At 64.0% G+C, this 26,125-nt stretch carries 30 protein-coding genes; 12 read left to right on the forward strand and 18 right to left on the reverse strand.

From position 1 onward, the window contains the following. The first annotated feature begins 8 nt into the window (after positions 1-8). Positions 9-464: a DUF2917 domain-containing protein gene (locus tag AC1D11_RS16405; RefSeq protein WP_477646725.1), complete on the forward strand. Its 456-nt coding sequence runs from the start codon at positions 9-11 to the stop codon at positions 462-464. A 26-nt stretch (positions 465-490) separates the two neighbouring features. Here the strand turns inward: AC1D11_RS16405 and AC1D11_RS16410 are convergent, their stop codons facing one another. Continuing rightward, the gene (locus tag AC1D11_RS16410) at positions 491-1,171 is read right to left on the reverse strand and encodes a sulfite exporter TauE/SafE family protein (protein WP_477651115.1); all 681 of its coding nucleotides are present in this window, start codon (positions 1,169-1,171) and stop codon (positions 491-493) included. A 14-nt stretch (positions 1,172-1,185) separates the two neighbouring features. Then, entirely contained in the window at positions 1,186-2,568 is a 1,383-nt protein-coding gene (hemN, locus tag AC1D11_RS16415) for an oxygen-independent coproporphyrinogen III oxidase (protein WP_477646727.1), read from the reverse strand. Positions 2,569-2,772: 204 nt separating this feature from the next. Here hemN and AC1D11_RS16420 point away from each other — a divergent pair, with 204 nt between their 5' ends. Then, entirely contained in the window at positions 2,773-3,867 is a 1,095-nt protein-coding gene (locus AC1D11_RS16420; protein WP_477646728.1) for a fatty acid desaturase, read from the forward strand. A gap of 8 nt (positions 3,868-3,875) precedes the next feature. Here AC1D11_RS16420 and AC1D11_RS16425 read toward each other — a convergent pair whose 3' ends face one another. The 14 genes from AC1D11_RS16425 to AC1D11_RS16490 all read right to left on the reverse strand — a co-directional run bounded on the left by AC1D11_RS16425 (position 3,876) and on the right by AC1D11_RS16490 (position 15,851). Further along, the gene (locus AC1D11_RS16425) at positions 3,876-4,649 is read right to left on the reverse strand and encodes a helix-turn-helix domain-containing protein (RefSeq protein ID WP_477646729.1); all 774 of its coding nucleotides are present in this window, start codon (positions 4,647-4,649) and stop codon (positions 3,876-3,878) included. Continuing rightward, positions 4,640-5,110, reverse strand: a complete 471-nt coding sequence (locus AC1D11_RS16430) for a response regulator (protein WP_477651116.1) — start codon at positions 5,108-5,110, stop codon at positions 4,640-4,642. The genes AC1D11_RS16425 and AC1D11_RS16430 overlap by 10 nt, the downstream gene beginning before the upstream one ends. Before the next feature lie 111 nt (positions 5,111-5,221). Continuing rightward, positions 5,222-6,067, reverse strand: coding sequence for a universal stress protein (locus tag AC1D11_RS16435; RefSeq protein WP_477651117.1), 846 nt, complete (start codon positions 6,065-6,067; stop codon positions 5,222-5,224). Positions 6,068-6,189: 122 nt separating this feature from the next. Further along, positions 6,190-6,834, reverse strand: coding sequence for a response regulator (locus AC1D11_RS16440; RefSeq protein WP_477646732.1), 645 nt, complete (start codon positions 6,832-6,834; stop codon positions 6,190-6,192). Next, complete coding sequence (locus AC1D11_RS16445) at positions 6,831-8,105, reverse strand: PAS domain-containing sensor histidine kinase (RefSeq protein ID WP_477646733.1); 1,275 nt, start codon at positions 8,103-8,105, stop codon at positions 6,831-6,833. The genes AC1D11_RS16440 and AC1D11_RS16445 overlap by 4 nt, the downstream gene beginning before the upstream one ends. Before the next feature lie 28 nt (positions 8,106-8,133). Beyond that, on the reverse strand, positions 8,134-8,385 hold the full coding sequence (locus AC1D11_RS16450; protein WP_457281521.1) for a hypothetical protein: 252 nt from the start codon (positions 8,383-8,385) through the stop codon (positions 8,134-8,136). A gap of 27 nt (positions 8,386-8,412) precedes the next feature. Further along, positions 8,413-8,670, reverse strand: coding sequence for a nitrogen fixation protein FixH (locus tag AC1D11_RS16455; protein ID WP_477646734.1), 258 nt, complete (start codon positions 8,668-8,670; stop codon positions 8,413-8,415). Between the two features lie 20 nt (positions 8,671-8,690). Further along, entirely contained in the window at positions 8,691-10,118 is a 1,428-nt protein-coding gene (gene ccoG, locus AC1D11_RS16460; RefSeq protein WP_477646735.1) for a cytochrome c oxidase accessory protein CcoG, read from the reverse strand. A gap of 7 nt (positions 10,119-10,125) precedes the next feature. After that, positions 10,126-11,043: a cytochrome-c oxidase, cbb3-type subunit III gene (ccoP, locus tag AC1D11_RS16465; protein WP_477646736.1), complete on the reverse strand. Its 918-nt coding sequence runs from the start codon at positions 11,041-11,043 to the stop codon at positions 10,126-10,128. Between the two features lie 67 nt (positions 11,044-11,110). After that, positions 11,111-11,248, reverse strand: coding sequence for a cbb3-type cytochrome oxidase subunit 3 (locus tag AC1D11_RS16470; RefSeq protein ID WP_457281525.1), 138 nt, complete (start codon positions 11,246-11,248; stop codon positions 11,111-11,113). 11 nt (positions 11,249-11,259) lie between these two features. Beyond that, complete coding sequence (gene ccoO / locus AC1D11_RS16475; protein WP_477646737.1) at positions 11,260-11,889, reverse strand: cytochrome-c oxidase, cbb3-type subunit II; 630 nt, start codon at positions 11,887-11,889, stop codon at positions 11,260-11,262. A 21-nt stretch (positions 11,890-11,910) separates the two neighbouring features. Continuing rightward, positions 11,911-13,344 (reverse strand): cytochrome-c oxidase, cbb3-type subunit I, encoded by a 1,434-nt coding sequence (ccoN, locus tag AC1D11_RS16480; RefSeq protein WP_477646738.1) that lies wholly within the window; start codon positions 13,342-13,344, stop codon positions 11,911-11,913. A 65-nt stretch (positions 13,345-13,409) separates the two neighbouring features. Beyond that, positions 13,410-13,547 carry a cbb3-type cytochrome oxidase assembly protein CcoS gene (gene ccoS / locus AC1D11_RS16485; protein ID WP_431095040.1) on the reverse strand — a complete coding sequence of 46 codons (138 nt, stop codon included), beginning with the start codon at positions 13,545-13,547 and terminating at the stop codon, positions 13,410-13,412. Then, positions 13,548-15,851: a heavy metal translocating P-type ATPase gene (locus tag AC1D11_RS16490; protein WP_477646739.1), complete on the reverse strand. Its 2,304-nt coding sequence runs from the start codon at positions 15,849-15,851 to the stop codon at positions 13,548-13,550. 337 nt (positions 15,852-16,188) lie between these two features. On the opposite strand from AC1D11_RS16490, the gene AC1D11_RS16495 reads away from it, so the two are divergent. From AC1D11_RS16495 to AC1D11_RS16525, 7 genes are all read left to right on the forward strand, one after another. Next, the gene (locus AC1D11_RS16495) at positions 16,189-16,632 is read left to right on the forward strand and encodes a universal stress protein (RefSeq protein WP_477646740.1); all 444 of its coding nucleotides are present in this window, start codon (positions 16,189-16,191) and stop codon (positions 16,630-16,632) included. Between the two features lie 39 nt (positions 16,633-16,671). Further along, the gene (locus tag AC1D11_RS16500; RefSeq protein ID WP_477646741.1) at positions 16,672-17,094 is read left to right on the forward strand and encodes a universal stress protein; all 423 of its coding nucleotides are present in this window, start codon (positions 16,672-16,674) and stop codon (positions 17,092-17,094) included. Between the two features lie 27 nt (positions 17,095-17,121). After that, entirely contained in the window at positions 17,122-18,603 is a 1,482-nt protein-coding gene (gene arcD / locus AC1D11_RS16505) for an arginine-ornithine antiporter (protein WP_477646742.1), read from the forward strand. Further along, positions 18,603-19,811, forward strand: coding sequence for an arginine deiminase (locus AC1D11_RS16510; RefSeq protein WP_477651118.1), 1,209 nt, complete (start codon positions 18,603-18,605; stop codon positions 19,809-19,811). Before arcD ends, AC1D11_RS16510 begins: the two co-directional genes overlap by 1 nt. Positions 19,812-19,846: 35 nt before the next feature. Next, complete coding sequence (gene argF / locus AC1D11_RS16515; protein WP_477646744.1) at positions 19,847-20,845, forward strand: ornithine carbamoyltransferase; 999 nt, start codon at positions 19,847-19,849, stop codon at positions 20,843-20,845. After that, a complete protein-coding gene (gene arcC / locus AC1D11_RS16520; protein ID WP_477646745.1) occupies positions 20,842-21,795 on the forward strand; it encodes a carbamate kinase in 954 nt (317 codons plus the stop codon). The genes argF and arcC overlap by 4 nt, the downstream gene beginning before the upstream one ends. Positions 21,796-21,931: 136 nt before the next feature. Next, positions 21,932-22,393, forward strand: a complete 462-nt coding sequence (locus tag AC1D11_RS16525; protein ID WP_477646746.1) for a universal stress protein — start codon at positions 21,932-21,934, stop codon at positions 22,391-22,393. A gap of 110 nt (positions 22,394-22,503) precedes the next feature. Here AC1D11_RS16525 and AC1D11_RS16530 read toward each other — a convergent pair whose 3' ends face one another. Continuing rightward, positions 22,504-23,463, reverse strand: coding sequence for a LysR family transcriptional regulator (locus tag AC1D11_RS16530; RefSeq protein ID WP_477646747.1), 960 nt, complete (start codon positions 23,461-23,463; stop codon positions 22,504-22,506). An 85-nt stretch (positions 23,464-23,548) separates the two neighbouring features. On the opposite strand from AC1D11_RS16530, the gene AC1D11_RS16535 reads away from it, so the two are divergent. From AC1D11_RS16535 to AC1D11_RS16545, 3 genes are all read left to right on the forward strand, one after another. Next, complete coding sequence (locus tag AC1D11_RS16535; protein ID WP_477646748.1) at positions 23,549-24,187, forward strand: DsbA family protein; 639 nt, start codon at positions 23,549-23,551, stop codon at positions 24,185-24,187. A 61-nt stretch (positions 24,188-24,248) separates the two neighbouring features. Continuing rightward, a complete protein-coding gene (locus tag AC1D11_RS16540) occupies positions 24,249-25,148 on the forward strand; it encodes an MBL fold metallo-hydrolase (protein WP_477646749.1) in 900 nt (299 codons plus the stop codon). A 4-nt stretch (positions 25,149-25,152) separates the two neighbouring features. Continuing rightward, the gene (locus tag AC1D11_RS16545) at positions 25,153-25,542 is read left to right on the forward strand and encodes a nuclear transport factor 2 family protein (protein ID WP_477646750.1); all 390 of its coding nucleotides are present in this window, start codon (positions 25,153-25,155) and stop codon (positions 25,540-25,542) included. Between the two features lie 76 nt (positions 25,543-25,618). Here the strand turns inward: AC1D11_RS16545 and ssb are convergent, their stop codons facing one another. Beyond that, positions 25,619-26,110: a single-stranded DNA-binding protein gene (gene ssb / locus AC1D11_RS16550; protein WP_457281543.1), complete on the reverse strand. Its 492-nt coding sequence runs from the start codon at positions 26,108-26,110 to the stop codon at positions 25,619-25,621. Positions 26,111-26,125: the final 15 nt, after the last annotated feature.

Consider the following 26,125-nt stretch of genomic DNA (forward strand, 5'->3'; position numbering starts at 1 on the left):
GGCTGATGATGAATGCGAAATCAAACGGCGCCGTATCGCTCAGCGGCATCCGGCGCCTGGTGCCCGGCCAGGCGCTGCGTTTGCCGCGGCGCGGCGGCGAACTGACGGTGCTGAGCGGCCGGCTCTGGCTGACGCGCCACAACGATACCGGTGATCATTTCATCGAAGCTGGGCAGCGCTTGCGCCTTGACGCCAACGAGAACGCGGTGATTGAGCCCGCGGGAGCCGCGCAAGGCGTGAGTCTGCACTGGGAGCCTTGCCGCCGCCAGAGTTTCGTCAGCGCCCTGCTCGCCCGGACTCTTGGCGGCACGGCCTTCCTGGCCTTTGCGGTGGCCCGCGGATTCGCGGCGCTGGCGCTCAGCGCCGCAGCAGGCGCAAGGCGTGCGCGCGGCAGTCAGGCCACCATCTTTGAAGATAACAGCCTTAAAGCCTTACTCGATGAGCGCAAGCAGCTATTAAATTAATAGCAATTGGCTGCGTGATGCGGACCTCAACCGAGGCCACACCACTGGGCAATGCGCTGTGCCATGTCCATCCACAAGCCGAACACCGCCGACAGGACCAGCACAAACCCCGCCACACGCACGCCAAGCTGGGGGCCCACCCGGTTGCCGGCTTTTTGCAATCCCGCCATGAGCCGCGGCGCCAGCCACAGGGAGACGCCGCTGCCCACGGCAAAAGCCGCCATGGCCAGCGCGCCTTGCAACGGCCCGCCGCTCAGGGACGCCACCAGCAGCGCCGAATAAAGCAGGCTGCAGGGCATAAAGGCCCATAACGCGCCCACCGAGAACATCCCGCCCCGTGATGCGGCCACCGCCCCCACCCTGGACCACGCGGAGCGGCCCGCGCGGTCGGCCCAGGCCGGCTGGCTGGCCTTCACCACCAGCATCATTCCCCAGCCCAGCACGGCCAGGTGAAACAGCACCCATAGCGGCTTGACCACCGTGGCCTGTTCCGTGATCCAGGCAAAAGTTTGCACTGCCGCCGCTGCCGCCGCGCCCGCACTTGAATAGCCAACAAGCCGCCCGGCCTGAAAGACCAGCGGCGAATGCGCCTGCCGCTGCGTGCCCACGCGCCGCAAGCCGCCACAGGCCGCGCCGCACATCACGGCGCAATGCGGCCCACCGGCAAGTCCCATTAGCAGAGCCGTCGTGATGAGTGCGGATGACATGGGCGGCCCGGCAATCAAATAATGCGTGAGAACCGGCTGCGGTTGAGGTCGGACTGCAGGTATCGGTCAAACACCATGGCCACCGCACGCAGCACGAACCGGCCTTCGGGTGTCACCTCGATGCCGCTGCTGGAAAGCAGCACCAGCCCGGCATCCTCCAGTTCACGCAAGCGCTCCAGCTCCGCTGAAAAATAGGTCTTGAAGTCCAGCATCCAGGCGAGCTCTATTGACTCGAACCAGACCTGGCCCTGGCACATGATGGCCATGATCACCGCGCGGCGCGCCAGGTCGTCCCGGCTCAGCGCCAGGCCGCGCGTGACCGGGAAGCGTCCCTGGTCAAGCAGGTCGCAGTATTCCTCCAGGGTCTTGGCATTCTGGCTGTAAGTGGCGCCGACCGCGCCTATGGCCGACACGCCCAGGCCCACCAGGTCGCGGTCGGGCTGGGTGCTGTAGCCCTGGAAGTTGCGGTGCAGCCGGCCCTCGCGGCTGGCCACGGCCAGCGCGTCGTTCTCCAGCGCGAAGTGGTCCATGCCGATATAGCGGTAGCCCGCTCCCTGCAAACGCTGCATCGCTTCGGCCAGCATGGCGGCCTTGTCCTCAGCCGCGGGCAGCAGCGCCGGCGGGATGTGCCGCTGCGGCTTGAAACGTTCCGGCAAATGGGCGTAGGCGTAGAGGGCAATGCGGTCCGGCCTGAGTTCCTCGACCTGGCGTATGGTTCGCGCGAAAGACGTCTGTGTCTGCCGCGGCAGGCCGTAGATCAGGTCCACATTGATGGATTCAAACCCGAGCACGCGCGCCTGCGCGACCAGCGCGAACACCTGTTCGGCGGGCTGGACGCGGTGCACGGCTTTTTGCACGTCGGCATCGAAATCCTGCACCCCGAAACTCAGGCGGTTAAAGCCCAGGGCCGCCAGTGCGGCCAGGCGCGTGTTGTCCACGGTGCGTGGGTCTACCTCGATGGCCATTTCCGCGCCGGCCGCGATGTCGAAGTTGCGTCTGAGCATGTCCATGAGCTGTGCGAGTTCCGCGTCGGACAAAAAAGTCGGCGTGCCCCCACCCAGGTGCAACTGGCTGACAGGCTGTCCCTGCCCCAGGCGCGCCGTGTACAGGGCCACTTCGCGCTCAAGATAGCCCAGGTAGGCGGTGGCGCGGCTGTGCTGTTTGGTGATGATTTTGTTGCAGGCGCAGTAGTAGCACAGCGATTCGCAAAACGGGATGTGCACGTACAGCGACAGCGGCGCCGCCGATGTCTCGGCCCGCGCGCGCCTGTCGTCCAGCGCGCGGCCGTGATCGACGGCGGTAAAGGCCTCGACAAAACGGTCCGCCGTGGGAAAGGAGGTGTAGCGCGGCCCGGAGATGTCGAAGCGCTTGAGGGCCTGGGGTAATACTGCGGGCATGGCGTGGTTGAGAGAGTGAGGCCTCCACTGTGCCGCCCTGCCGCTCTGGCTGCGTTGATGTGGATCAACGCAGCGCAAGTTGCGGCCGGCAGCGCGGTTTGCCCTGTCCTTGACCTGTGTCAAATCGCCGCGCAGGGCGCGCCGTAAGCTGGCGGCTTCCCCATTGCCCTGGGTCAACGGCCCCGGCTGCCAACCCTTCATCTCATGTCCCTCTCACAAGCAATCCAAGAAAACCAAGCCACCGTCCTTCCGCACCGAAAAGTCCTGCGCTCCTGGCTTCTTCCCATCTCGACCAAAAACACCGGCCTCGCATTGGCACTGGCCCTGATGGACTTTGCCCTGTTCGCTGCATGCGTGGCCGGGGCGGTGCTCGCGGGCCACCCTGCCCTCCAGGTGCTCATGGCCCTCATGGCCGGCTTCATGATCGCCAGGCTGTTTATCCTCGGCCACGACGCGTGCCACCAGAGCTTCACCCCGCACCGCAAACTCAACCGCTGGCTGGGCCGCCTGCTTTTTTTGCCCTCGCTCACGCCCTACAGCCTGTGGGATGTCGGGCACAACATCGTGCACCACGGCTACACCAACCTCAGCGGCTTTGATTTCGTCTGGCAGCCGTCGACGCTTGAAACCTATGAGCGCCTGCCCGCCTGGAAGCAATGGCTGGAGCGCGCCTACCGCAGCGGCTGGGCGCCATGGCTCTACTACCTCGTGGAAATCTGGTGGAGGCGGCTTTATTTCCCGTCCAAAGCCGTGATGCCTACACGGCGCGGCATTTTTGTCGCGGACAGCTTGCTGGTCACTGCCGCGGCCGCGGCCTGGGTCGCGGGCCTTGTGATCGCGGCAGGGTCTACCGGTCAGTCGGCTTTCTGGCTTTTGGCCGTTGGCTTTTTCCTGCCGCTGCTGGTGTGGAATGGCCTGATAGGCTTCGTGGTCTACGTGCACCACACGCACACCCAGATCGCCTGGTACGACAACAAAAAAAGCTGGTCGGACGCCAACCCCTTTGTCTCCACCACCGTGCACCTGACGTTCAACTCGTTTTTCGGCGCGGCGCTTCACCACATCATGGAGCACACCGCCCACCACGTCGACATGGGCGTGCCGCTTTACCGCCTCAAGCAGGCCCAGGCCGTCCTGGAGGCCAGGCTGCCCGGGCACATCGTCGTACAGCCTTTTTCCTGGCACTGGTACTTCGACACCGCGCAGCGCTGCAAGCTCTATGACTTCGAGCGGCGGCAGTGGACGGATTTTTCCGGTCGCCCGACCTCGCAAGGAATGGCCGAACCCGTTAAGCCGTAAACAGCTTGTCAGTGAACGCGCGTGTCGAAAACGTGTTTGAGAGCCGCGTGGTCGAGGATGCGGATGTGGCGCTTGTCGACTTCAAGGATGCCCTGCTGCTGGAAGGCGGAAAAGGTGCGGCTCACGGTCTCCAGTTTCATGCCCAGGTAGCTGCCGATTTCGGCACGCGACATGCGCAGGTGAAACTCGCTGGCCGAGTAGCCGCGCAACTTGAGCCGCTGCGACAGGTTGAGCAGGAAGGCGGCCAGCCGCTCTTCGGCATTCATGCTGCCCAGCAGCATCATCAGGCTGTGCTCCTTGACGATCTCCCGGCTCATCAGCCGGCTGACGGCCTGCTGCATGTCGGCACTGGTCGCGGCCAGGCCGCTGATCTGGTCGTAGGGAATGGTGCAGACTTCAGTGTCTTCGAGCGCGGTGGAGTTGCTGGCATACGCGCCGTTGGCGATACCGTCCAGGCCCATCAGCTCACCGGCCATCTGGAAACCGCTGACCTGCTCACGGCCATCTGCCAGCGTCAGGCTGGATTTGAAGGTGCCAATGCGCACCGCATATATGTTGCGAAAAGACTGGCCCTCATGGTAGAGCGTCTCCCCCGCCTTGACCTTGGTCCGGCTGAAGTGGAGATCGTCCAGTCCATCCACATCGGCGGGCTTCATGCCGCAGGGCAGGCAGAGGTCGCGCAGGTTGCAGTTCGAGCAGTGGGTCTTGAGTGGCAGGATGGCGGCGGAGGAAATGCCGCTGACGGATGAAGTACCGCTGGCGGATGAACAGGCTAAGGGCATGACGGTTCCTTGAGTTGAGAGGAAGAAACGGACTGATCCACACGCCGCGGCTGCGCAAGCATTGCCACGGTGTCCCCGAGCTGGTAAAACTCGGCGTGTTTATCGAGGAAGCAGGCAGCACCCGCAGCCAGGTAGCGCGCACGGTAGGCGGTCTCGGCATGGTTGCTGAGGATGATGAAAGGAATGTCTTGCGTGGTTTTGAGGATGGTCTGCAGCACCTGCATGCCCGTGCCCTTCTCGAATTGCACGTCAAGCACCACCACATCGGGCTGCGTCGCCAGGATGCCCGAGACCGCAGACTCCGGCGTATCGGCCTGGCCCGCGACCACCACGCCGCGGGCGGTAAGCATTTCGGCAACGCTGCGGCGGCTCAGCGCGGAGTCGTCGGCCAGAAAGACCCGGGTGGGTGAAGCGGTGTGTTGCATGCCCTTACTGTCGCGCAGGCGGCGCGGCAGGGACATCGTCTTTTACTGAAAGGCCGGCTCGGATAAAGCTGGTTCACCAGCGCAGGCGCTCCGAGACAGGCTCGGAAATTTCCGAGTTTTCGCCGCTGGCGCGCCGCTGATGCACCGCTAGTGTGCCATCAACACCGGCAGCGTCATGCTTTTGAGGACGGTCCGGGATGCGCCGCCCAATACCCATTCATAGGCCCGGGCGCGGCCATAGCAGCCCATCACCAGCAAGTCCGCCTGCAGATCGAACGCGCGCGACAGCAGCAGGTCGCCCAGGTTCCCGGGTTCCGCGCCTTCCACATTTTCCCGGTGCCAGCTGGCCTGGACACCGTGGGTCTTCAGGTAAGAGACGATATTCGGACCTGCGCCAGTCGCCGCCACGGCATCAACGCCCCAGCTCAGGATATGCACCGAGTTTGCGTTGCGCAGGATGGGCAGGGCCGCGGTCACCGCGCGTGCGGCTCCGCGGGTGGGCTTCCAGGCGATCACCACATTGCCCGGCAAACCCGGTTTTGCCGACGTGTAGGGCAGCACCAGTGCCGGCCGCCCGCTCAGGGCAATCACGGCCTCCGGAAAATCCGCCGGCATCAGTGTGGACCAGCCCTCGCCCGGGCCGTGCTGGCCCAGCACCAGCAGGTCGGCATAAAGCGCCTGTTCGGCAAAGGCCGACACCAGCGGGAATTCATGGACTTCAGCCCAGGCGGCCGACAACCCGGCAGGTCTGAACTGCTCGAACACCGAACGTGCCCGCGCCAGTTCGGTGTCCTGCACGTTCTCCCGCCTCACGGCCAGGCCAGCACCGATGCCGGAGGCGACGGGAAGCGCCTCCGAGGCCGAAGGCGATGCATACAGCGCCGTGATGCCGGCGTCATGCTGCGCGGCAAGCCGGCAGGAAAATTCAAGGCGTTGCGCGAATTGCGGCGAAGCGTCGGCGTGGACCAGCAGTTGTTTGAGTTCATTGCTCATGGAACATCTCCGGTGCAGAGTTTGGATACCCTGACTGTAGGAAGATGCGCCCGCAGCCGTGTTGACCCTCGTCAACACAAGGCGCTTTCCGCGGCGGCCCCGTTTAGACCGTGAACAGATTCTTAGGGGTCCAGCGGCTCAGTCAGTCCGTGCTTGAGCGCATAGCGGATCAGCTCGCTCTGGTTTTGCAAGCCCATTTTCTGCATGAGGTTGGTCTTGTGGGTGCTGACAGTCTTGACCGACAGGTTCAGCTTCGTCCCGATGTCCGTCAGGGAAATGCCGGCCACCAGCAATTGCAGCACTTCAAACTCACGGTTGGAAAGGCTTTCGTGCGGAACCGCCTGGCTGCCGGGCATCGCGCCCAGCGCAAGCTGTTCCGCCACCTCGGCGCTGATGAAGGCGCCGCCCGAAGCGACCTTGCGTATGGCATGCTCCAGCTGGTCCGGTGCGCTCTCTTTGGTCAGATAGCCGCTGGCGCCGTTCTTGATGGCGCGCACGGCGTACTGCAGCTCCTGGTGCATGCTCAGGACCAGGATGCGCAGCTGCGGCTTTTCGCCTCGGATCAGCTTGATGAGTTCCATGCCGCTGCGCCCCGGCATGGAGAGGTCCAGCACCAGCACGTCGAAGGCCAGCTCGCGCACGCGCTGCATGACTTCCGTTCCGTTGCCGGCCTCGCCGGCGACCTCCATGTCCTCGATGGAGGACACGATGCGCTTGAGCCCTTCCCGCACGATGGAATGGTCGTCGGCAATCACAATCCTGATCACGTGATGTCTCCTGTTTCGGGCACCGGTATGCTGACCCGTATGCGGGTTCCCTGGTCCGGCGCGGTGTCTATGTCCACCGTCCCCTGCAGCAGGCGGGCCCGTTCGCGCAGGCCCATCAGGCCCAGCGAGCTGGGCTTGCGCGGGGCGTCCAGCACGAACCCGGCACCGTCATCGCTCACTTCGAGGACCACGGCCGCGTCGGTTCTCGCTATGCGCACCTCGACGTGCGACGCACCCGCGTGCTTGGCCACATTGACGAGCGACTCCTGCACAATGCGAAACACCGCCGTGGCATACGGTTCGGCCAGCTCAACTTCCTCGTCCAGCGACAGCTTGCACGCCACGCCGTGACGCTGGGTGAAATTATGGGTGAGCCACTGGATGGCCGGCACCAGGCCCAGGTCGTCCAGCAGCAGCGGCCGCAAATCCGACGCGATACGGCGCGTGGCGGCGACCGTGGTGTCCAGCAAGCCGAGCATGTCGTCGAGTTTGGCCCGCACGGCACCCGCATCCGGGGACAAGGCTTCCCGAATCCAGGTGGCGTCCATTTTGATCGCGGTCAGCGACTGCGCGAGTTCGTCGTGCAGCTCGCGCGCGATACGCGTTTTTTCGCTTTCCCGGATGGCGTGGGCCGCCGAGGCGAAGGCGCTCAGCTCCTCGCCGGCGCGCACGCGCTCGGTCACGTCGCGCAGGATCACGGTGTAAAGCTTGCCGTGCGCGGTATCGAGCTGCGAAATCGAGGCTTCCAGGGGAAACTCCTCGCCGCTGGATCTTCGCCCATACAGCACCGTGCCGTCCCCCATACGCCGCGAGGTCGTGCCGGTCTGGCCGAAACGCCGGACCTGCTCGCCATGCGCACCCTGGTGCCGCTGCGGAATCAAACGGGTGAGCGGCTGGCCCAGCATTTCGCGCGTGGACCAACCGAAGATTTTCTCGGCGGCCTTGTTGTAGAGGATCACATGTTGTTCGCTGTCCACGGTGATGATGGCGTCCATGGCCGAATCCAGCAGGCCGGCCAGCCTCGCGTCCGCCCCCTCCAGCGCTTGCTTGCCGATACGGTCTCGCGCCGCGTCACGCCCGGCAAGCAGCCAGGCGATGCCGCAAGTGGCGGCGGCCAGCGCTGCAACCAGCGGCAGGCCCGGCAGCGATTGTGGGCTGGACGCCAGATGGACGGTGGCCAGCAGCGTCAGGGTTGCCGTCACGGCCAGTGCGATGGCCATGGAGCGCCGGCGCTTGGGCACCGCGTCACCGACATGGGGGAACAGGGACATGGGGCAGCTTCGGGAGTGGAACCCGATCTTACCGCCCGGCCCTTTCTGCGGAAGCCGGCACAGGCCCCATCAGCAGCACCGTCAAGGCGCTGGAGGCCGCGCAGGCAAGCCAGAATACAAAAAAGGCGGCGGTCTGCAGCGCCAGCCGGGACAGCCCCGCGGGTTGCCCGTAACGCAGCATTTCCTCAGGGTCGAACAGTCCGAAGAGCAGCAGTTCCAGCAGGCAGGCCGACAGAAAGGCCGGCCAGGCAATGCCCAGTATCTTGTTGGCTGAAATCATGGCGTCTCCTCTTTGTGTTGCAGGCGATCAGGGATGAGGTGTTTTTTCGGGTGTGGCCGCGTGGTTGCGCCCTTCCAGGGCCGGCGCCAGCGCCCTGGGTTGATGCAGCGCATTGATGCGCGAGGCCCGCGCCGGCTCCTGTCCGCCTATCACGGCATCCGGATACTTGACGGCCAGGAAGGCTGTCACCACGCCTGCCACGACCACGGCGGCGGGCCCGGAAATCACCAGCCAGACATGACCGTGCTTCCACCATGGAGCGGCTTGGGTGGGAATGGAATTCATGAGGGGCCTTTCATCGCGATTCATCGCGGAACAAGGAACACGGATTTTTCTTCGACGTGGGCGCGCCCGCTTTCATCGCCGACACGGAACACGATGGCGTGTGAGCCGGCCGGCGCCGAGCCGTAGGGAATCTGCAGCCGCACCGCGACCCAGCGGGATTCGGTGGGTCCCACGCTGACTTCAGCCTCAGAGGCGACCGTCAGGCCCTCCAGTCCGGCGGCCGCAATCGTGTAGAGCTGAGGCTGCTCGGTGGCGTTCATGATCTGCAGCCGGTAAACATTTTCCAGCCGCCCGCCAGCCACGATGCGCGAAAGCGCGGCGCGGTCCCGCACGACGTCGACCTTCAATGGCATGCGCGCCACCAGGCTCCAGAGAAGTGTCAGGCACAGCACGCCGAGCAGCACGGTATAGATCAGTACACGCGGGCGCAGCACTTGCCGCAGCATGCGTGAAGCACCCCATTTTCCGGCGAGCGCGTTCTGGGTAGTGAAGCGGATCAAACCCCGCGCATAACCCATTTTGTCCATCACGCCGTCGCACACGTCCACACAGGCGGCGCAGCCTATGCACTCGTACTGCAGGCCCTCGCGGATGTCTATGCCCGTCGGGCAAACCTGCACGCACAGGGTGCAATCGACACAGGCGCCCAGGGACAACGCCGAGGCGTCGGCGTGGCGCGACCTGGCGCCGCGCGGCTCACCCCGCGCGGGGTCGTAACTCACGATTAGCGTGTCCTTGTCGAACATCGCGCTCTGGAAGCGCGCATAGGGACACATGTATTTGCACACCTGCTCGCGCAGGAAACCGGCATTGCCGTATGTGGCGAAACCGTAGAACAAGACCCAGAAGATTTCCCAGCCGCCCATTTTGGTCTGCAGGAACTGAAGGATCAGCTCGCGGGCCGGCACGAAATAAGCGACAAAGGTAAAGCCGGTCCACATCGCCACACCTATCCAGAGGATGTGCTTGAACCACTTCTTGACCAGTTTTTCCAGCGAGAAAGGGGCGCCGTCCAGCCGCAACCTGGCCGTGCGGTCGCCCTCCACCTTGCGCTCTATCCAGAGGAAGATTTCGGTATAGACCGTCTGCGGGCAGGCAAAGCCGCACCACAGGCGGCCCGCCACCGCCGTGAACAGGAACAGCGACAAGGCGCTGGCGACCAGCAGGCCGGTCAGGTAGATGAAGTCCTGCGGGTACAGCACATAACCGAAGAGATAAAAGCGCCGCGCCTCCAGGTCGAACAGCACCGCTTGGCGCTGCCCCCACTGCAGCCACGGCAAGCCGTAGAAAAACAGCTGAGTCAGAATCACAAAGGTCCAGCGCCAGCGCGCGAAAAGCCCGCTCACGGAACGCGGGTAGATTTTCTTTTGCGCCTCGTACAGCGACTCCCCTGCCGGCTCCGCCGCCGGCACGATGGGAATGATTTTTCGCAAGGGCAGCTGGGTCACTGTCGCCTCAAAGTTTCGCCGCAGCGGCTTTGTTGGAGAGCCCCCAGATGTAAGCCGTCAACACATGGATCTGCGCTTCCGTGAGCTTGCCGGCCTGCGCAGGCATCTCGTTGGTTTTGCCTTTGTTGACAATGTCAACGATGGCCTGCTCTCCCCAGCCGTGCAGCCAGATGTCGTCTGCGAGGTTGGGCGCGCCTATCGCGGTATTGCCCTTGCCGTCCATGCCGTGGCAGGCCGCGCAGGCGGTGAATTTGGATTTACCGAGCTGCGCGCGCAGTGAATCGTGGGGACCACCGGAAAGGCTCAGCACATAATTCGCCACGTTCTTGACATCATCAGCTGAGCCTACAGCTGCTGCCATGGGTGGCATCTGGCCCTTGCGGCCCGCGGTCAGGGTCTCCCTGATTTTTTCGGTTGAACCGCCGTGCAGCCAGTCGTTGTCGGCGAGGTTGGGAAAGCCCTTGCTGCCGCGTGCGTCCGAACCGTGGCATTGGGCGCAATTGTTCATGAAGAGGCGCTCGCCCACCGCCATGGCATTGGCATCACCGGCGAGTTCGTCCGCACTTTTGGCGGTGAAGGCGGCGTACAGTGGTGCAAGCTCCTTGTCTGCGTTGTCCATCGCAGCGGTGTATTCACCACGCGTGCTCCAGCCCATTTCGCCCGGGTAAGCACCAAGGCCCGGGTAGGCGACCAGGTAGAGCAGGGAATAGATCACGCTGATCACGAACAGCCACATCCACCAGCGCGGCATCGGGTTGTTGGACTCGCGAAGGTCTTCATCCCAGACGTGGCCCGTCGTGTTGTCGCTGCTCTGGGGTATTTTTTTGCGGGCCGTCGCCCACAGCAGCACGAGGGCACCGAGGATGCCCATCAGCGTCAGCGCGGCCACATACCAGGACCAGAAGTTGTCTGTGAAATCGCTCATGGCTCACACCCGATGTGTTGTGCAGTGAATAAGAAACCGGTGAAAAGGTCTTGCATGGCGCTGCCCCCTAGTCCTGCAGGAAGGGGATCTTTGCGTCCTCTTCAAACCGCGTGCGGTTACGGCTGGAATAAGCCCACACCAGCAGGCCGACGAAGGTGGCAAAACACAGCAGGGTTGCGATGATGCGCAGCGTGTTGACGTCCATGGCGCTCTCCTTTACTTCAGGGCCTTGCCCATAACTTGCAGATAGGCCACCAGGGCATCCATTTCCGTCTTGCCCTTCACCACACCAGCGGCCTCGGCGATTTCGGCATCGGTGTATGGCACCCCCACCCTGCGCAGTGCTGTCATGCGGGGCGCCATGTCGGCGGGGTCGACAGGCTTCTTCTCCAGCCAGCTATAGGCCGGCATGTTGGACTCAGGGACAAGGTCGCGCGGATTGTTCAGGTGGATACGGTGCCATTCGTCGGTGTACTTGCCGCCCACACGGTGCAGGTCGGGGCCCGTTCGTTTGCTGCCCCACTGGAAGGGATGGTCGTAGACAAATTCGCCGGCCACCGAGTAGTGCCCGTAGCGCAGCGTCTCCGCGCGAAACGGGCGGATCATCTGCGAGTGACAGTTGTAGCAACCCTCGCGCAGGTAGATGTCGCGGCCGGCCAGCTGCAACGCGCCATAAGGCTTCACGCCTTCGAGCGGCGCGGTGGTCGACTTCTGGAAGAACAGCGGCACGATTTCCACCAGGCCGCCGACGGCGATCACCAGCAGGATCAGGATGATCATCAGGAAGTTGTTGGTTTCGATCTTCTCGTGCGAGAAGCCGGCCGCAGAAGAGGTTTCGTCTTTCATGGGATGTGCTTTCTTCTCTTGTTATGCGTGAGCCAGTGCCGGCACCGGCACCCGGACGGGGCGGCCACTGGCCACCGTCATGCAGACGTTCCAGGCCATCAGCACCATGCCGCCCAGGTACAACAGCCCGCCAAAGAAGCGCACCACGTAGAAGGGATAGGTGGCCTTCACCGACTCGACGAAGGTGTAGGTCAGGGTTCCGTCGGCGTTGATGGCGCGCCACATCAGGCCCTGCATCACGCCGGCGATCCACATGGCGGCGATGTAGAGCACGATGCCCACGGTGGCCGTCCAGAAGTGCACCTCGATGGCGCGCACCGAATACATCTGCTTTTGCCCGAACAGGCGGGGAATCATGTAGTACAGCGTGCCCATGGAAATCAGGCCCACCCAGCCCAGCGCGCCTGAATGCACGTGGCCCACGGTCCAGTCTGTGTAGTGCGAGAGCGCATTGACGGTCTTGATGGACATCAGCGGGCCTTCAAAGGTGCTCATGCCATAGAAGGACAGCGACACGATCAAAAAGCGCAGGATGGGGTCGTCGCGCAGCTTGTGCCAGGCGCCCGACAGGGTCATCACGCCGTTGATCATCCCGCCCCAGCTGGGCGCCAGCAGGATCAGCGAGAACACCATGCCCACCGATTGCGTCCAGTCGGGCAAGGCCGTGTAGTGCAGGTGGTGCGGACCCGCCCACATATAGGTGAAGATCAGCGCCCAGAAGTGAACGATGGACAGGCGGTAGCTGTAGACCGGCCGCTCCGCCTGCTTGGGGATGAAGTAATACATCATGCCCAGGAAGCCCGCGGTGAGGAAGAAACCCACTGCGTTGTGGCCGTACCACCACTGCACCATCGCGTCCTGCACACCCGCATAGGCGGAATAGGATTTCATCCAGCCGGCCGGAACCTCCGCGCTATTGACCACATGCAGCACCGCCACCGCCAGGATGAAGGCGCCGTAAAACCAGTTGGCCACGTAGATGTGCCGGACCTTGCGGATTCCCAGCGTGCCGAAAAAGACGATGGCATAGGACACCCAGACCAGGGTGATCAGGATGTCGATGGGCCATTCCAGCTCGGCGTATTCCTTGCCGGTGGTGTAACCCAGCGGCAGGCTGATCGCGGCGCCCAGGATGACCAGCTGCCAGCCCCAGAAGGTAAAGGCTGCCAACCGCGGTGCAAACAGCGGCACGCTGCTGGTGCGCTGGACCACGTAGTAGCTGCTGCCGATCAATGCGCAGCCGCCGAAGGCGAAGATGACGGCATTGGTGTGCAGCGGCCTGAGCCGGCCGTAGCTGAGCCAGGGGATGCCGAAATTCAGTTCAGGCCATGCCAGCTGAGCGGCGATGAAAAGGCCCACTGCCATGCCGACCACGCCCCAGAGCACGGCTGCCAGTGAAAACTGGCGAACCACCTTGTCGTGATAGGCGATCCCTCGTGTCGTTTCTTCGTTCATGAAGCACCTTTTGTCTTGATGCTTCAAAGTGTCGATGCCGCGTGGGTCGCGCCATTTGATGCAGGTCAATCAGTGTGCAGAATGCGCTCGGCTTCCTGCTCAAGCGCCTCGAACTGACCGCGCCATACCGCCCAGCCCAGCGCGCCGATGATGAGCAAGGCCAGCACGACTGAGAGCGGTATCAACAGGAACAGGATATCCATCTAGTTCTCCGGCGGGGTGCGCGCCAGCCTGGCCGAGTTGGCCACCACCAGCAGCGAGCTGGCCGCCATGCCGAAGCCGGCCAGCCATGTGGGCATATAGCCAAAAACTGCCAGCGGTACGCTGGTCGCGTTGTAAACCGCTGCCCACAACAGGTTCTGGCGCACGACCGCCCGGGTGCGCCTCGCCTGCGCGACAAGGGCTGGCACCGTGAGCAGCCGGTTGCCGGTCATGATGAAATCCGCCCTGGCCTGAGCCACCGGCACGGCCTGGCCCATGGCCATTGACACATCAGCCATGGCCAGCACCGGCCCGTCGTTCATGCCGTCACCCACCATCATGACGCGATGGCCTTCGCGCTGAAGGCGGCGCACGTGTTCCAGTTTGACCTCCGGCGTGCATTCGCCAAAGCACCACTCGATGCCGGCCCGGCGCGCAAGGTGGGCGACCGCCTGGCCCGTATCGCCCGAAAGCAGCTGCACGCGGACACCGAGTTTGAGCAAGTCGTCCACGGCCTGCGCCGCGTCGGGCCGCATCGCCTCGTCAAGTTCGAACCCCGCGAGGTAGTGCTCGCCATCGGACAGATGGGCCTGCAACACCGGCAAATCCCGGCCCGGCACAGGCACGCCGCAAAAAAAGGCCGACCCCAGGTAGAGATAGTGCGGCTCACTGCCATCCAACCGGGCGACCTTGCCGCGCAGGCCCCGTCCGGTAACCTCCTCTACTTCGCTGGCCACCCAGTCCGCCGCGGGAAAGCGGGCGGCGATGGCGCGCGCGACCGGATGCAGCGAGTGCCTGGCCAGCGCACCCGCCCGGTCACACGCCTCGTCGCGCTTCACACCGGCAGGCGTATGGGCCATCACGACTTGCATGCGGTCTTCCGTCAGCGTGCCGGTCTTGTCGAAGATCACGGTGTCGATGGCGGCGCAGCTTTCCAGCGCCTGCAGTTTGCGCACCAGCACGCCGCGCCGGGCCAGTGCACCCGCGCTGGCCAGCATGGCTGCCGGCGTGGCCAGTGACAGGGCGCAAGGGCAGGTCACGATGAGCACCGCGACCGCGACCGCCATCGCATGCGCCTGACCAAAAGGCCACCACCACACGGCTGCGGCGGCGCTCGCCAGCAGCACGGTTACCAGGAAGGGACTGGCGATGCGGTCCACCAGTTGCACCAGGCCTGGCTTTTCGACTGAGGCCTGCTCCATCAGGGCCACGATTTCGGCGTACCGGGTTTCCGGCCCGACGCGCAGCACGCGCACCTGCAGCACACCCGTGAGGTTGTGGCTTCCTGCAATGACACCGTCGCCCGTCCGCCGCAGCAGGGGTTTGGATTCGCCGGTGAGCAGCGACTGGTCGACCCGGCTTTCACCGCCCTCAACGGCCCCATCAGCTGGAAAAGCCTGACCAGGCAGCACCCGAATCACGTCGCCGGCGACAAGGCGACGCACGGCCACCGCATGGAAACTGCCGTCAGCTTCCCGCCGCTCCACGCTGTCCGGAAGGCGCCGCATCAGCGCCTCCAGCGCCCCGGCGGTGCGGTCGCGCAGGCGTTGCTCCAGCAGGCGGCCAGACAGCAGAAAAAACACGAACATCGGCACCGAGTCGTAGGAGGCATGTTCGCCCCAGGGACCCGCCGGGTCAAAGGTCGCGGCCGTGCTGGCCCCGAAGGCGATCAGCACGCCCAGTGCTACCGGCACGTCCATGCCGATGCGCAAGCGGCGCAGGTCGCGCAGCCCCGCCGCGAAAAACGGCCAGCAGGAAAACAGCAGCACCGGCAGCGTTAGCACCCAGGAGGCCCAGCCCAGCAGCGCCTGAATGTCGGGCGTGATCTCGCCCGCCGGCGCCAGATAGGCCGGCGCCGCATACATCATGACCTGCATCATGCAAAAACCCGCAACCAGCCAGCGCCACAGCATCACGCGCTGGGCCTGCACCCTGCGGCCGGCCAGCAGCAGGTCGCCCGCCGGCAAGACGCCGTAACCGGCCTGACGCAATGCCTCAATCCAGAGAGAAGGCTGCGTGGTCTGCGGATGCCATTGAAGCCGCGCCGTGGCAGTCACGCCGTTGACCTGGACCGCATCCACGCCGGGCAGCTTGCGCAAAACCTCCTCGACCGTGAGCGAGCAGGCCGCGCAGTGCATGCCCTCAATCGCCAGGTATGACTCCCACCAGCCCTCGCGCCCCGCGACCGGCCGGCTGAAGCCCTCCCATTCGGCCGGCTCGTCCAGCGCGGCCCATTCCGGAGCGCTGGCGGGAGCGGACTGCACGGGGCCGGCGGGAAACAGCGGCAGCGAAGGGACGGCTTGCATGGCGAGAGCTTAGCCAGCACCGAGTGCCGGGCCCTTGACATGGATCAAGTCCGGCTTGGCACGGCAAGAGCCACAGGCACTCTCGCGGGTGTTGACTGGCCGTTTGGCGCTGTGGCTTAAGTCTGCTGGCGAACAGACACCTCCCGATGCAGCGCGCACAGTCACCTTATGGCATCGGGCATCTTCCGGCCGATGCGGTTCTGCAGGCATCGAAAAGACCTCATCAAAAAAAGCCGGAGCAGAGGATCGGAATCAGGTGCCGCGCCCTTGATATGGATCAAGCCCCAGCGGGTACCGCACTCCTAGACTGCGGCACATCAACACAGGAGAACCCACCATGTACAAGCGCATTCTTGTTGCCACCGACGGTTCGACGCTTTCCAGAAAAGCGGTCAGGGACGCCATCGAACTTGCCGTGTCCCTGGGCGCCGGCCTTGTGGCGCTCAACGTCGTCCCGCGTTATCCCATGAGCTACTTCGAAGGTGGCGCCTCCATCTCGCCGCAGGAAGTCGGCCGCATCGAAAAGGAATGGGCCGACAAGGGCCAGGCCGTCGCCGACGCGGTGCAGAAGTCTGCGGAGGCCGCAGGTGTCAAGGCCAAGGCTGTGATCGCCAAATCCGACCTCGTCGCCACCGCCATCCTGGCCGCGGCCAAAAAGAACAAGTGCGACCTCATCGTCATGGCATCACACGGTCGCAAGGGCCTCTCTCGCATCCTGCTCGGAAGCGAAACCCAGCAGGTGCTCACGCACAGCAGCATCCCCGTCCTTGTCCTGCGTTGAGCGTGCGCCGTTTCATTTGCCTATTTTCCGGAGAACCCCATGAAAGTCCTTCTGGCCGTTGACGGCAGCAAGTTCACAAAAAAAGCCCTCGCCTTTCTGGTCACTCACGAAACCCTGATGGGGCCCGAGGCGGAGTTGATCGTGCTCAATGTACAGATCGCTGTTCCTCCTCGCGTCAAGTCCATGGTGGGCGCCGCCACGGTACATGCCTACCACCGCGATGAAGCCCAAAAGGTGCTGGAGCCCATCGAACGCTTTCTCAAACGCCACAACATCGCGTTCCGGGCCTCCTGGGTCGCCGGCACACCGGCCACACAAATCGCACAGGCGGTGAAGCGTGAAAAGGTTCACATGCTGGTCATGGGCACCCACGGCCATGGTTTGCTGGGCCGCGCCCTGCTCGGCAGCGTCGCCCAGCGCGTGGTGGCGGACGTCGACGTGCCGGTGCTGCTGGTCAAGTAGCCGCTCATCTTTTACGGAAGGCCTGCCATGAACACAGTGTCAAATACCCGCTCCCCCGCGTCGCCGCCGCGGGCCATTCCCACCACACGCCAGGCGCAGGGCGGCCTGGGCCTGGGGCTGCTGGTCGCGCTGGTGACGGGCTCCATCATCGGCAGCGGCATTTTCGGCCTGCCGCAAAACATGGCGGCGGGCGCGGGCGCGGGCGCCATCCTGATCGGCTGGCTGGTCACGGGCGTGGGCATGCTGGTGCTGGCGCGTGTCTACCAGATGCTGGCCCTGCGCAAGCCCGAGCTGGACAACGGCGTCTATGCCTATGCCCGCGCACTCTCGGGCGAGTACGTCGGCTTTAACTCCGCCTGGGGTTATTGGATCAGCGCCTGGATCGGCAACGTCGGTTACCTGGTGGCCGCCTTCGGTGCGCTCGGATATTTCTTTCCGGCTTTTGGCGAGGGCAACACGCCCGCAGCCGTGGCCGGAGCATCGATAGTCCTGTGGGTCGTGCATGCGCTGGTGCTGCGCGGCATCAACACCGCCGCATGGATCAATGCAATCGTCACAGTCGCCAAGATCATTCCCTTGCTGCTGTTCATTGTGCTGGCCGCCGCCGCTTTTCAGGCGCCCACCTTCAGTCTGGACTTCTGGGGCGGCGCCAAACTCGGCTCGGTGCTCGACCAGGTCAAGAGCACCATGCTGGTGACGGTGTGGGTGTTCATCGGGATTGAAGGCGCCAGCGTCTATTCGGCGCGCGCGCGGCAGCGCAAGGATGTCGGCAAGGCCACGGTGATTGGTTTTCTGATCTGCCTGGCACTGTTGATGGCCGTCTCGTTGCTGTCCCTGGGCATCTTCACGCAGCCCGAACTTGCCGGATTGAAGAATCCCTCCATGGCCAGCGTGCTTGAGAAAGCCGTGGGCACCTGGGGCGCCGTGCTGATTTACATCGGCCTCATCGTTTCCGTCGGCGGTGGCTTCCTGGCCTGGACATTGCTCGCCGCGGAGTCGCTCTTCACACCGGCCAACAGCGGCGTGATGCCCGAATGGCTGGGCCGCCAAAGCGGCAAGGGCGTTCCGGCCAATGCCTTGTGGCTGAGCAGCGCCATGGTTCAGATCTTCCTTATTGTCACGCTGGTTTCCAAGGCTTCCTACCTGGCCCTGATCTCGCTGTCGACCGCGATGATTTTGCTGCCCTACCTCTTCAGCGCGCTTTACGGCCTGAAGGTGCTGCTTCGCGGTGAGGGCCCAACGAGGGAAGCCACCGCCGGCGGGTCCCTGGACCTGCCGGTGGCCGCGCTCGCTTCGGTGTACTGCCTGTGGCTGCTGTACGCCGCCGGCGCCAAATACCTGTTACTGAGCGCCCTGCTCTATGCCCCCGGCGCGGCCCTGTACTTCATCGCCAAACGGCAGAGCAACAAACAGCCCTTTACCGCTGGCGAGAAAGCCATGCTCGCAGCCGTGCTCGCGCTCGCAGTGGTGGCCGGCTGGATGCTCGCCACCGGTCAGTTGAGTCTGTGATGGCCGGCGTTCATTCAGAGACGGGCCGGCTGCGCAAGGTGCTGGTCTGCAGGCCGGGCCTGGCGCATATGCGCCTGACACCCGCGAACTGCCAGGACATGCTGTTTGACGATGTGATGTGGGTCGCGCAGGCCAAAAACGACCACTATGCGTTCACCAGCGCCATGACGGAGCAAGGCGTGGAAGTGCTGGAACTGCACGACCTTCTCGCGGTCACAGTCAGCGACCCGGCGGTGCGCGACTGGCTGCTGGATCGCAAGCTGACCGGCACCGACCTGGAGGCCGCTGCCGTACTGCGGCCCTGGCTGCAGGAATTGCCGCCCGCTCGCCTGGCCGAGTTCCTGATTGGCGGGTTGACGCCGGCGGATCTGCCCTTCAAGCTACCGGGTCTTACGGCCGCGTGCGCGAGCGCCTCCGACCTGTTGTTGCCCGCCCTTCCCAATACCCTCTTCACGCGCGACAGCAGTTGCTGGATAGGCGACGGCGTGGTGCTGGGCGCCATGTACTGGCCCGCACGCCGGCAGGAAACCCTGCTCATGGCGGCCGTCTACCGTTTTCACCCAGCGTTCGCCGGCAAGGTCGCCGAGTGGTGGGGCGACCCCGGCCAGCCGCACGCGCAGGCCTCGCTCGAAGGCGGCGATGTGATGCCCCTGGGCAATGGGCTGGTGCTGGTCGGCATGGGGGAGCGGACCTCGCCACAGGCCGTGAGCCAGCTGGCGCGCAGCCTGTTTGCCCGCGGCGCCGCGACCCGGGTGCTGGCCGCCCAGCTGCCCAAGTCGCGCGGGGCCATGCACCTGGACACGGTGCTGACTTTTTGCGACCGCGACCTGGTGACGGTGTTTCCCGAGATCGTACAGGCCATACGCGTGTTCAGCCTCAGGCCCGGTGATGAAGCCGGCGCGCTGGATGTCAGGGCAGAAACCGGACCCCTTCTTGACGTGCTCGCCCAGGCGCTGGGTATTGCGAAGCTGCGCGTTGTCGCCACCGGCGGCAATGCCTATGAAGCCGAGCGCGAACAGTGGGACGACGGCAACAACGTGCTGGCGCTGTCGCCCGGCGTTGTCATGGCCTACAACCGCAACACCCATACCAACACCCTGTTGCGAAAGGCCGGTGTAGAGGTCATCACCATCCCCAGCGGAGAGCTGGGCCGCGGCCGCGGCGGCAGCCACTGCATGTCCTGCCCGATTGAACGTGACGCTACCTGACCCGCCATTGAGGCATCCACGAAAGACGGCTACCCATGAGCTTCAACCTTCACAACCGCAGCCTTCTGGACCTCAAGGATTTTTCCCCGCGGGACATCCGTTTCCTGCTGGACCTGGCCGCGGAGCTCAAGCGCTCGAAATATGCGGGCAACGAGCTCGCCCGCCTCAAGGGCAAAAACATTGCGCTGATTTTCGAGAAAGCCTCCACCCGCACGCGCTGCGCCTTCGAAGTCGCCGTGCACGACCAGGGTGGCCATGTGACCTACATCGACCCGGTCAGTTCGCAGCTGGGGCACAAGGAGTCTCTCAAGGACACGGCCCGGGTGTTGGGCCGGCTATATGACGGCATCGAGTACCGCGGCTTTCACCAGACGGTGGTGGAAGAAATCGCACGCTTCTCGCACGTCCCCGTCTGGAACGGGCTCACGGACGAGTCGCACCCGACCCAGGTACTGGCAGACCTGCTGACGATGCAGGAGTTCGGCGAAAAACCGTTGCACGAACTGTCCTTTTGCTACCTGGGCGACGCCCGCTTCAACATGGGTTGCTCGCTGCTGGTGGGCGGCACGCAGATGGGCATGGACGTTCGTATCGCCGCACCCTCCGCGCTGATGCCACCGCCTGCGCTGGTGAGCGAAATGCGCGAACTGGGAAGGACAACAGGCGCGCGCATCACCCTCAGCAACGATCCAACCGAAGCGGTCAAGGGCGCGGACTTTCTCTACACCGACGTCTGGGTGTCCATGGGTGAGCCCGACGACACCTGGAAACTGCGCATCGAGCAACTGCTGCCCTTCCAGGTCAACAGCGCCCTGATGAAGGCCACCGGCAAGCCGAGGACCCGTTTCATGCATTGCCTGCCGGCCTTTCACAACCTGGATACCGAGGTGGGACGTCAGATCCACGAGCGCTATGGGCTCCGCGAAATCGAAGTGACCGATGAGGTCTTCGAGTCCGATGCGTCCATTGTGTTTACGCAGGCGGAAAACCGTATGCACACCATCAAGGCCGTGCTCGTGGCCACCCTCGCATGAAGCTGGTCGTGGCGCTGGGTGGCAATGCCTTGCTGCGCCGGGGCCAGTCGCTCAGCGCGCAGAACCTGCTGGAAAACATCCGGAGCGTGGCGACACAACTGGCCCGCGTCGCGCTTCGTCATGAGTTGGTGGTAACGCACGGCAACGGGCCCCAGATAGGCCTGCTGGCGCTGCAGAACTCAGCCTACGCGGCAGTGGCGCCCTATCCACTCGATATCCTGGGCGCGCAAACCGAAGGCATGATCGGCTACCTGCTGGAGCAGGAACTTGCCAATCACCTTCCACCCGGCCGCCCTGTGGTCACCCTGCTTACGCGTGTGGAAGTCGACCCTGCCGATCCGGCTTTCGGGAAGCCCACCAAACCTATCGGGCCCGTCTATGCCAGGGAGGAAGCCGAACGGCTTGAGCAAGCCATGCACTGGCATGTTGCGCCGGACGGGGCAGGCTTCAGGCGCGTGGTGGCTTCGCCTCTCCCAACATGTGTGCTGGGCATGGACCCGATCCGATGGATGCTGCAGCATGAGGCGGTGGTGATCGCCGCGGGTGGCGGTGGCATCCCGGTGGTGCGCGCTGCCGACGGGCGTTCTCTTCAAGGCATCGACGCCGTGATCGACAAGGACCTGACGGGTGCCCTGCTCGCGCAGGAACTGGGAGCCGACTGCCTGGTGATTGCCACCGACGTGGACGCCGTCTACCTTGACTGGGGAACGCCCGCACAGCGCGCCATCGGCAAGGTCAGGCCGCAGGAACTGCTGGGCCATAGCTTCCCTGCAGGCTCCATGGGCCCCAAAGTGCAGGCCGCTGCCGGCTTTGTGTCCAAGACCGGCAAGAAGGCGCTCATAGGCTCACTGGCCCAGATCGAGGAGATGCTGGCAGGCCGCGCCGGTACCGAGGTCAGCCCCCACGGAGACACTGCGGGCCAAGACCCGGTTATTGCGGCCAATGCATGAAGCGCAGCAATCGATTGACCTGCGCCTGGAAGCCCTGCCGTCCGCCACGAATCTGTCCACATTTGACCCGCATCAACATGCGGCTCCCAAAAATCGCCACCATGGATGACGTTTCAACTCACATGAGGCATTCACCATGTTCAAGCGAATCCTGATTCCTGTGGATGGCAGCGACACCTCCAACAAGGCCCTTGTCGCCGGTCTGGCGATGGCGCGCGAGACCAGCGCCAGCGTACGGCTGCTGCACGCATTCAATGAGGCGGCTTACCTCGGTGGAATCGACCCCTATGGCACCTGGTCGGCCGATCTGGTCGGCATGATGCGTGAGAGCGGCGCCAAGGTCCTGACGGATGCTACGGCCATCGCCGGGTCGGCCGGAGTCACGGCAAGCCAGGTACTTTGCGATGAGCCGGGCAAACGCCTGGGGGAGTCGGTGGCCGAGGCGGCCAGGCTCTGGAATGCCGATCTCATTGTGGTCGGCTCCCACGGCCGGCGCGGCCTGGGGCGGGTGCTGCTGGGCAGTGGCGCCGAACAGATTCTGAGGCTGGCGCCGGTGCCTGTCCTGGTTGTCCGCGATGCACCTTCGGCGCAGGCTTGAACGAAAAATAGCTGCAGGGCATGACAAACGTGCGCGAGCAGCTATCAAAATAATAGCAAATTCTCGGAGCGGAATATCGTCGCCATGTCGACCACGCGCCAGGCTGGGCGTCAGCTTTCATTTGACGCGCTGACGGCCTGCCGCTGCTGTTCTCTGTCTGCCAGCAAGTCGACAAAGGCACGGACTTTCGCGGGACGAAAGCGCGCGGCCGGAAACACCGCATGGATACCGCCCGAAGGCAGATGCCACTGCGGCAGGACATGGATGAGACGGCCGGCCGACAGATCACCCGCTACCGCGTAGTCCGGCAGCACCGAAAGCCCCGCGCCCTGGAACACGGCTTCACGCACGGCAAGCGTGGCGTCGAGAAAAATCGAGGCCTGCACGCTAACGGCCTGGCGCTCACGCTCGTTGAGCGAGAAATTCCATGTCAGGTGGTCGCGAAGCGCGGTGTTGGCGATGAAGGGCAAGCCGGCGATGTCTTGCGGGCCGGTCAGCCGCGCCAATTGCGGCTTCATGGCCGGCGACGCCACGAGCAGTTGCCGGAAAGACCCGATTTTTCGCGCCTGCAGGCTGGTTTCAGCGAGCCAGCCGACACGTATCGCCAGTTCGATGTTGCCCGACATGAGGTCCAGCGTCTGGTCGGTGAGGACGGCATCGACCTTGCACGCGGGGTAGCGCTGGGTAAAGGCGGCGATGGCTGGCACCACCACGCCGACACCATAGTCGAAAGGCGCGGTGAGCCGCAGCATGCCGGACGGCTCCGCTGAGGTTTCGGCCAAGTCGTCGAAGGCGTCCCCGGCCTCGCGCAGGATCAGTGCGCAGCGCAGGTAGAAGGCCTGGCCCAGTTCGGTGGGCTGCACCTTGCGTGTGGTGCGAACGAGCAGCGATGTCCGGAACTCGCGCTCCAGCCGCGCAACCTGCTGGCTGACCACCGCCTTGGTGATCCCCAGGCGATCCGCAGCCGCGGTGAAGGAGCCGGTTTCCACCACAGCCGCGAAGTAGGCCAGGCGCCTCAGGTTTCCCAGTCCGCCGAGGCCACCTTCGTCTTGATTGTTTGCTTTAAACATACATTATGTTTATCAGAGATGTCTTTAACAGTCAATGCTTAGTGCCTACGATCACAGTCAGTGAGCAAAGAACGCAAAAGAAACCATGACCAAAACCCTTTATTACTTGTTCGACCCGCTATGTGGCTGGTGCTACGGCGCCATGCCGGCGCTCTCGGCATTGGGCGACGTCCCCTCTGTCAAGATTGAATTGCTGCCCACCGGGCTGTTTGCCGGCGAGGGCGCAAGGCCCATGAACAGTGAGTTCGCCGCCTATGCCTGGTCCAACGACCAGCGCATCGAGCGCCTGACGGGGCAAGGCTTCAGCGAGCAGTATCGCGAGCGGGTTCTCGGTGAGCACCAGCGGCTGTTTGACAGCGGCCCCGCCACGCTGGCGCTGACGGCCGTGTCATTGACGGCGCCAGATCGGGAACTGGAAGCCCTCAAGGCGATCCAGAATGCGCGCTACGTGGACGGCAAGGACACCACCTCGTTGGCAACCCTGGCCGGCATTCTGCAAGGGCTGGGGCTTGAGCAGGCCGCCGCAATGGTGGACAAGCCTGATGAAGATCTTCTCTCGGCCAATCGAGCCCGCATGGATCGCGCCCAGGCCTTGATGCGGGAGTTCGGCGCACACGGCGTGCCTACCTTGGTGGCCGAATCCGGCGCGCAGCGCTGGGTCTTGAATAACGCCGATTTTTATGCCAACCCGAGCGCGCTGGCAGGCGAGCTCGAGGCAGCCTGAGCCCACACCGCCTCCACCCCCGCAACCCATTTCAGTTAACTGCCAAGAAGAAGGAAAAACCATGACAACACGAAGAGAAGCAATCAAAACTGTAGCCGGCGCGGCTGTCGCGACGGCCATCTTAGGAGTGAAAAGCGCTATGGCTGCCAATACCCAACTGACCTGGAAACATTTCCCCGCCGGCGAACACGGATTCTTCCGTGCCCCGGTACTGATCTCCGGCGAGCGTGAAGCCGTCCTCATCGACGGGGGCTTCACGCTTCCCGACGGCAAGGCGCTGGCCGAGGCCATCAAGGCCACCGGCAAAAAGTTGACGACCATCTACATCAGCCAGAGCGATCCCGACTACTACTTCAGCCTTGCGCCCATCAAGGCAGCGTTTCCCTTGGCCAAGGTGATCGCCGCACCGGCCACGATCGCGGCCATCAAGGGCAACGTGGAAAAGAAACTGGCAACCTGGGGCCCTCAGCTCAAGGAAAACGGCCCACAGGCGCTGGCGGACATCGTGATGCCCGAAGCCTTCGACGGCCGCAGCCTCACCCTGGAAGGTCAGGCCATCGAGATCACCGACGCCGATGGCTTGGCCAACCGCCGCTACATCTGGGTGCCTTCGCTGAACGCCATCTTTGGCGGCGTGTTGCTTTTCTCTGGCGTTCACGTGTGGACCGCCGACACACAAGGCGCCGAGGGCCGTGCCGCATGGGTGAAGGCGCTTGACGCCATGGCTGCGCGCAAACCCGCGGTGGTGGTCCCCGGCCACATGGCGGTCACGGCGGCGGTGGACGCAAGCGCGATCAAATACACGCGCGACTATCTTGTAGCTTTCGAAGAAGAACTGGCCAAGGCCGCGGACAGCGCCGCCCTCATCGCGGCGATGACCAAGCGTTATCCGAACGCCGGCATGGGCGTGGCCCTGCAGATCGGCGCCAAAGTCGCCAAGGGCGAGATGAAATGGGGTTGAGGCCATGATGTCGAATATCGACATCGTCCGTGCCCATTACGCGGCGTCGGCCCAGGGAAACGTCAACGAGATGATGGCCCATGTCTCGCCGCAGGTGCGCTGGACCGAGATGGCGGGCTTTCCCTGCGCGGGTACCTGGATCGGGCCTCAAGCGGTTGTCGACAACGTCTTTGCCGTGCTGGGCAGGGACTGGATCGGTTATCGCTTCGAACTGCAAAGCCTCATCGACGGTGGTGACCACATCCTCGGGGTGGGGACCTACCACGGCACTTACCGCGCCACGGGAAAGGACATGCAGGCCCGTGTGGCCCATGTCTGGCACCTGCAGGACGGGAAGGTCGTGGCCTTTGAGCAGTTCACGGACACGCTGCTTGTCCGTCAGGCGATGAGCTGATCATCCGGTCGCCTGCAAACGAAAAGCCCACTCTCCTTTCGAAGAGTGGGCCTCCATCGACAAAGACTGTTCGTATTTAGAACGGGATATCGTCGTCCATGTCGTCAAAGCCGCTGGCGGCCTTCGCTGCCGGGGCGGGCCGCGGCGCGGCGGCCGGTGGACGTGCAGCAGGTGCGGACTGGCGCGGCGCTTCATAACCGCCGCCGTCATCACCGCCGGGGCCGCCCATGCCCTGACGGCTGCCGAGCATCTGCATCTGGTCGGCACGGATTTCGGTGGTGTACTTTTCCTGGCCGTCCTTGTCGGTCCACTTGCGCGTGCGCAGGCTGCCTTCGACATAGACCTGCGAGCCTTTGCGCAGGTACTGGCCGACGATTTCAGCCAGACGGCCGTTGAACACCACGCGGTGCCATTCGGTGGCTTCCTTCATTTCACCCGTCTGCTTGTCCTTCCACTTGTCAGTGGTGGCAATGGTGACGTTGGCGACCTGGTCACCGCTGGGGAAGCTGCGCATTTCGGGGTCCCGGCCGAGATTGCCGACGACGATGACTTTATTGACGGATGCCATGAGGTGTTCTCCTGA

The sequence above is a fragment of the Polaromonas sp. P1_E11 genome, assembly GCF_056405995.1.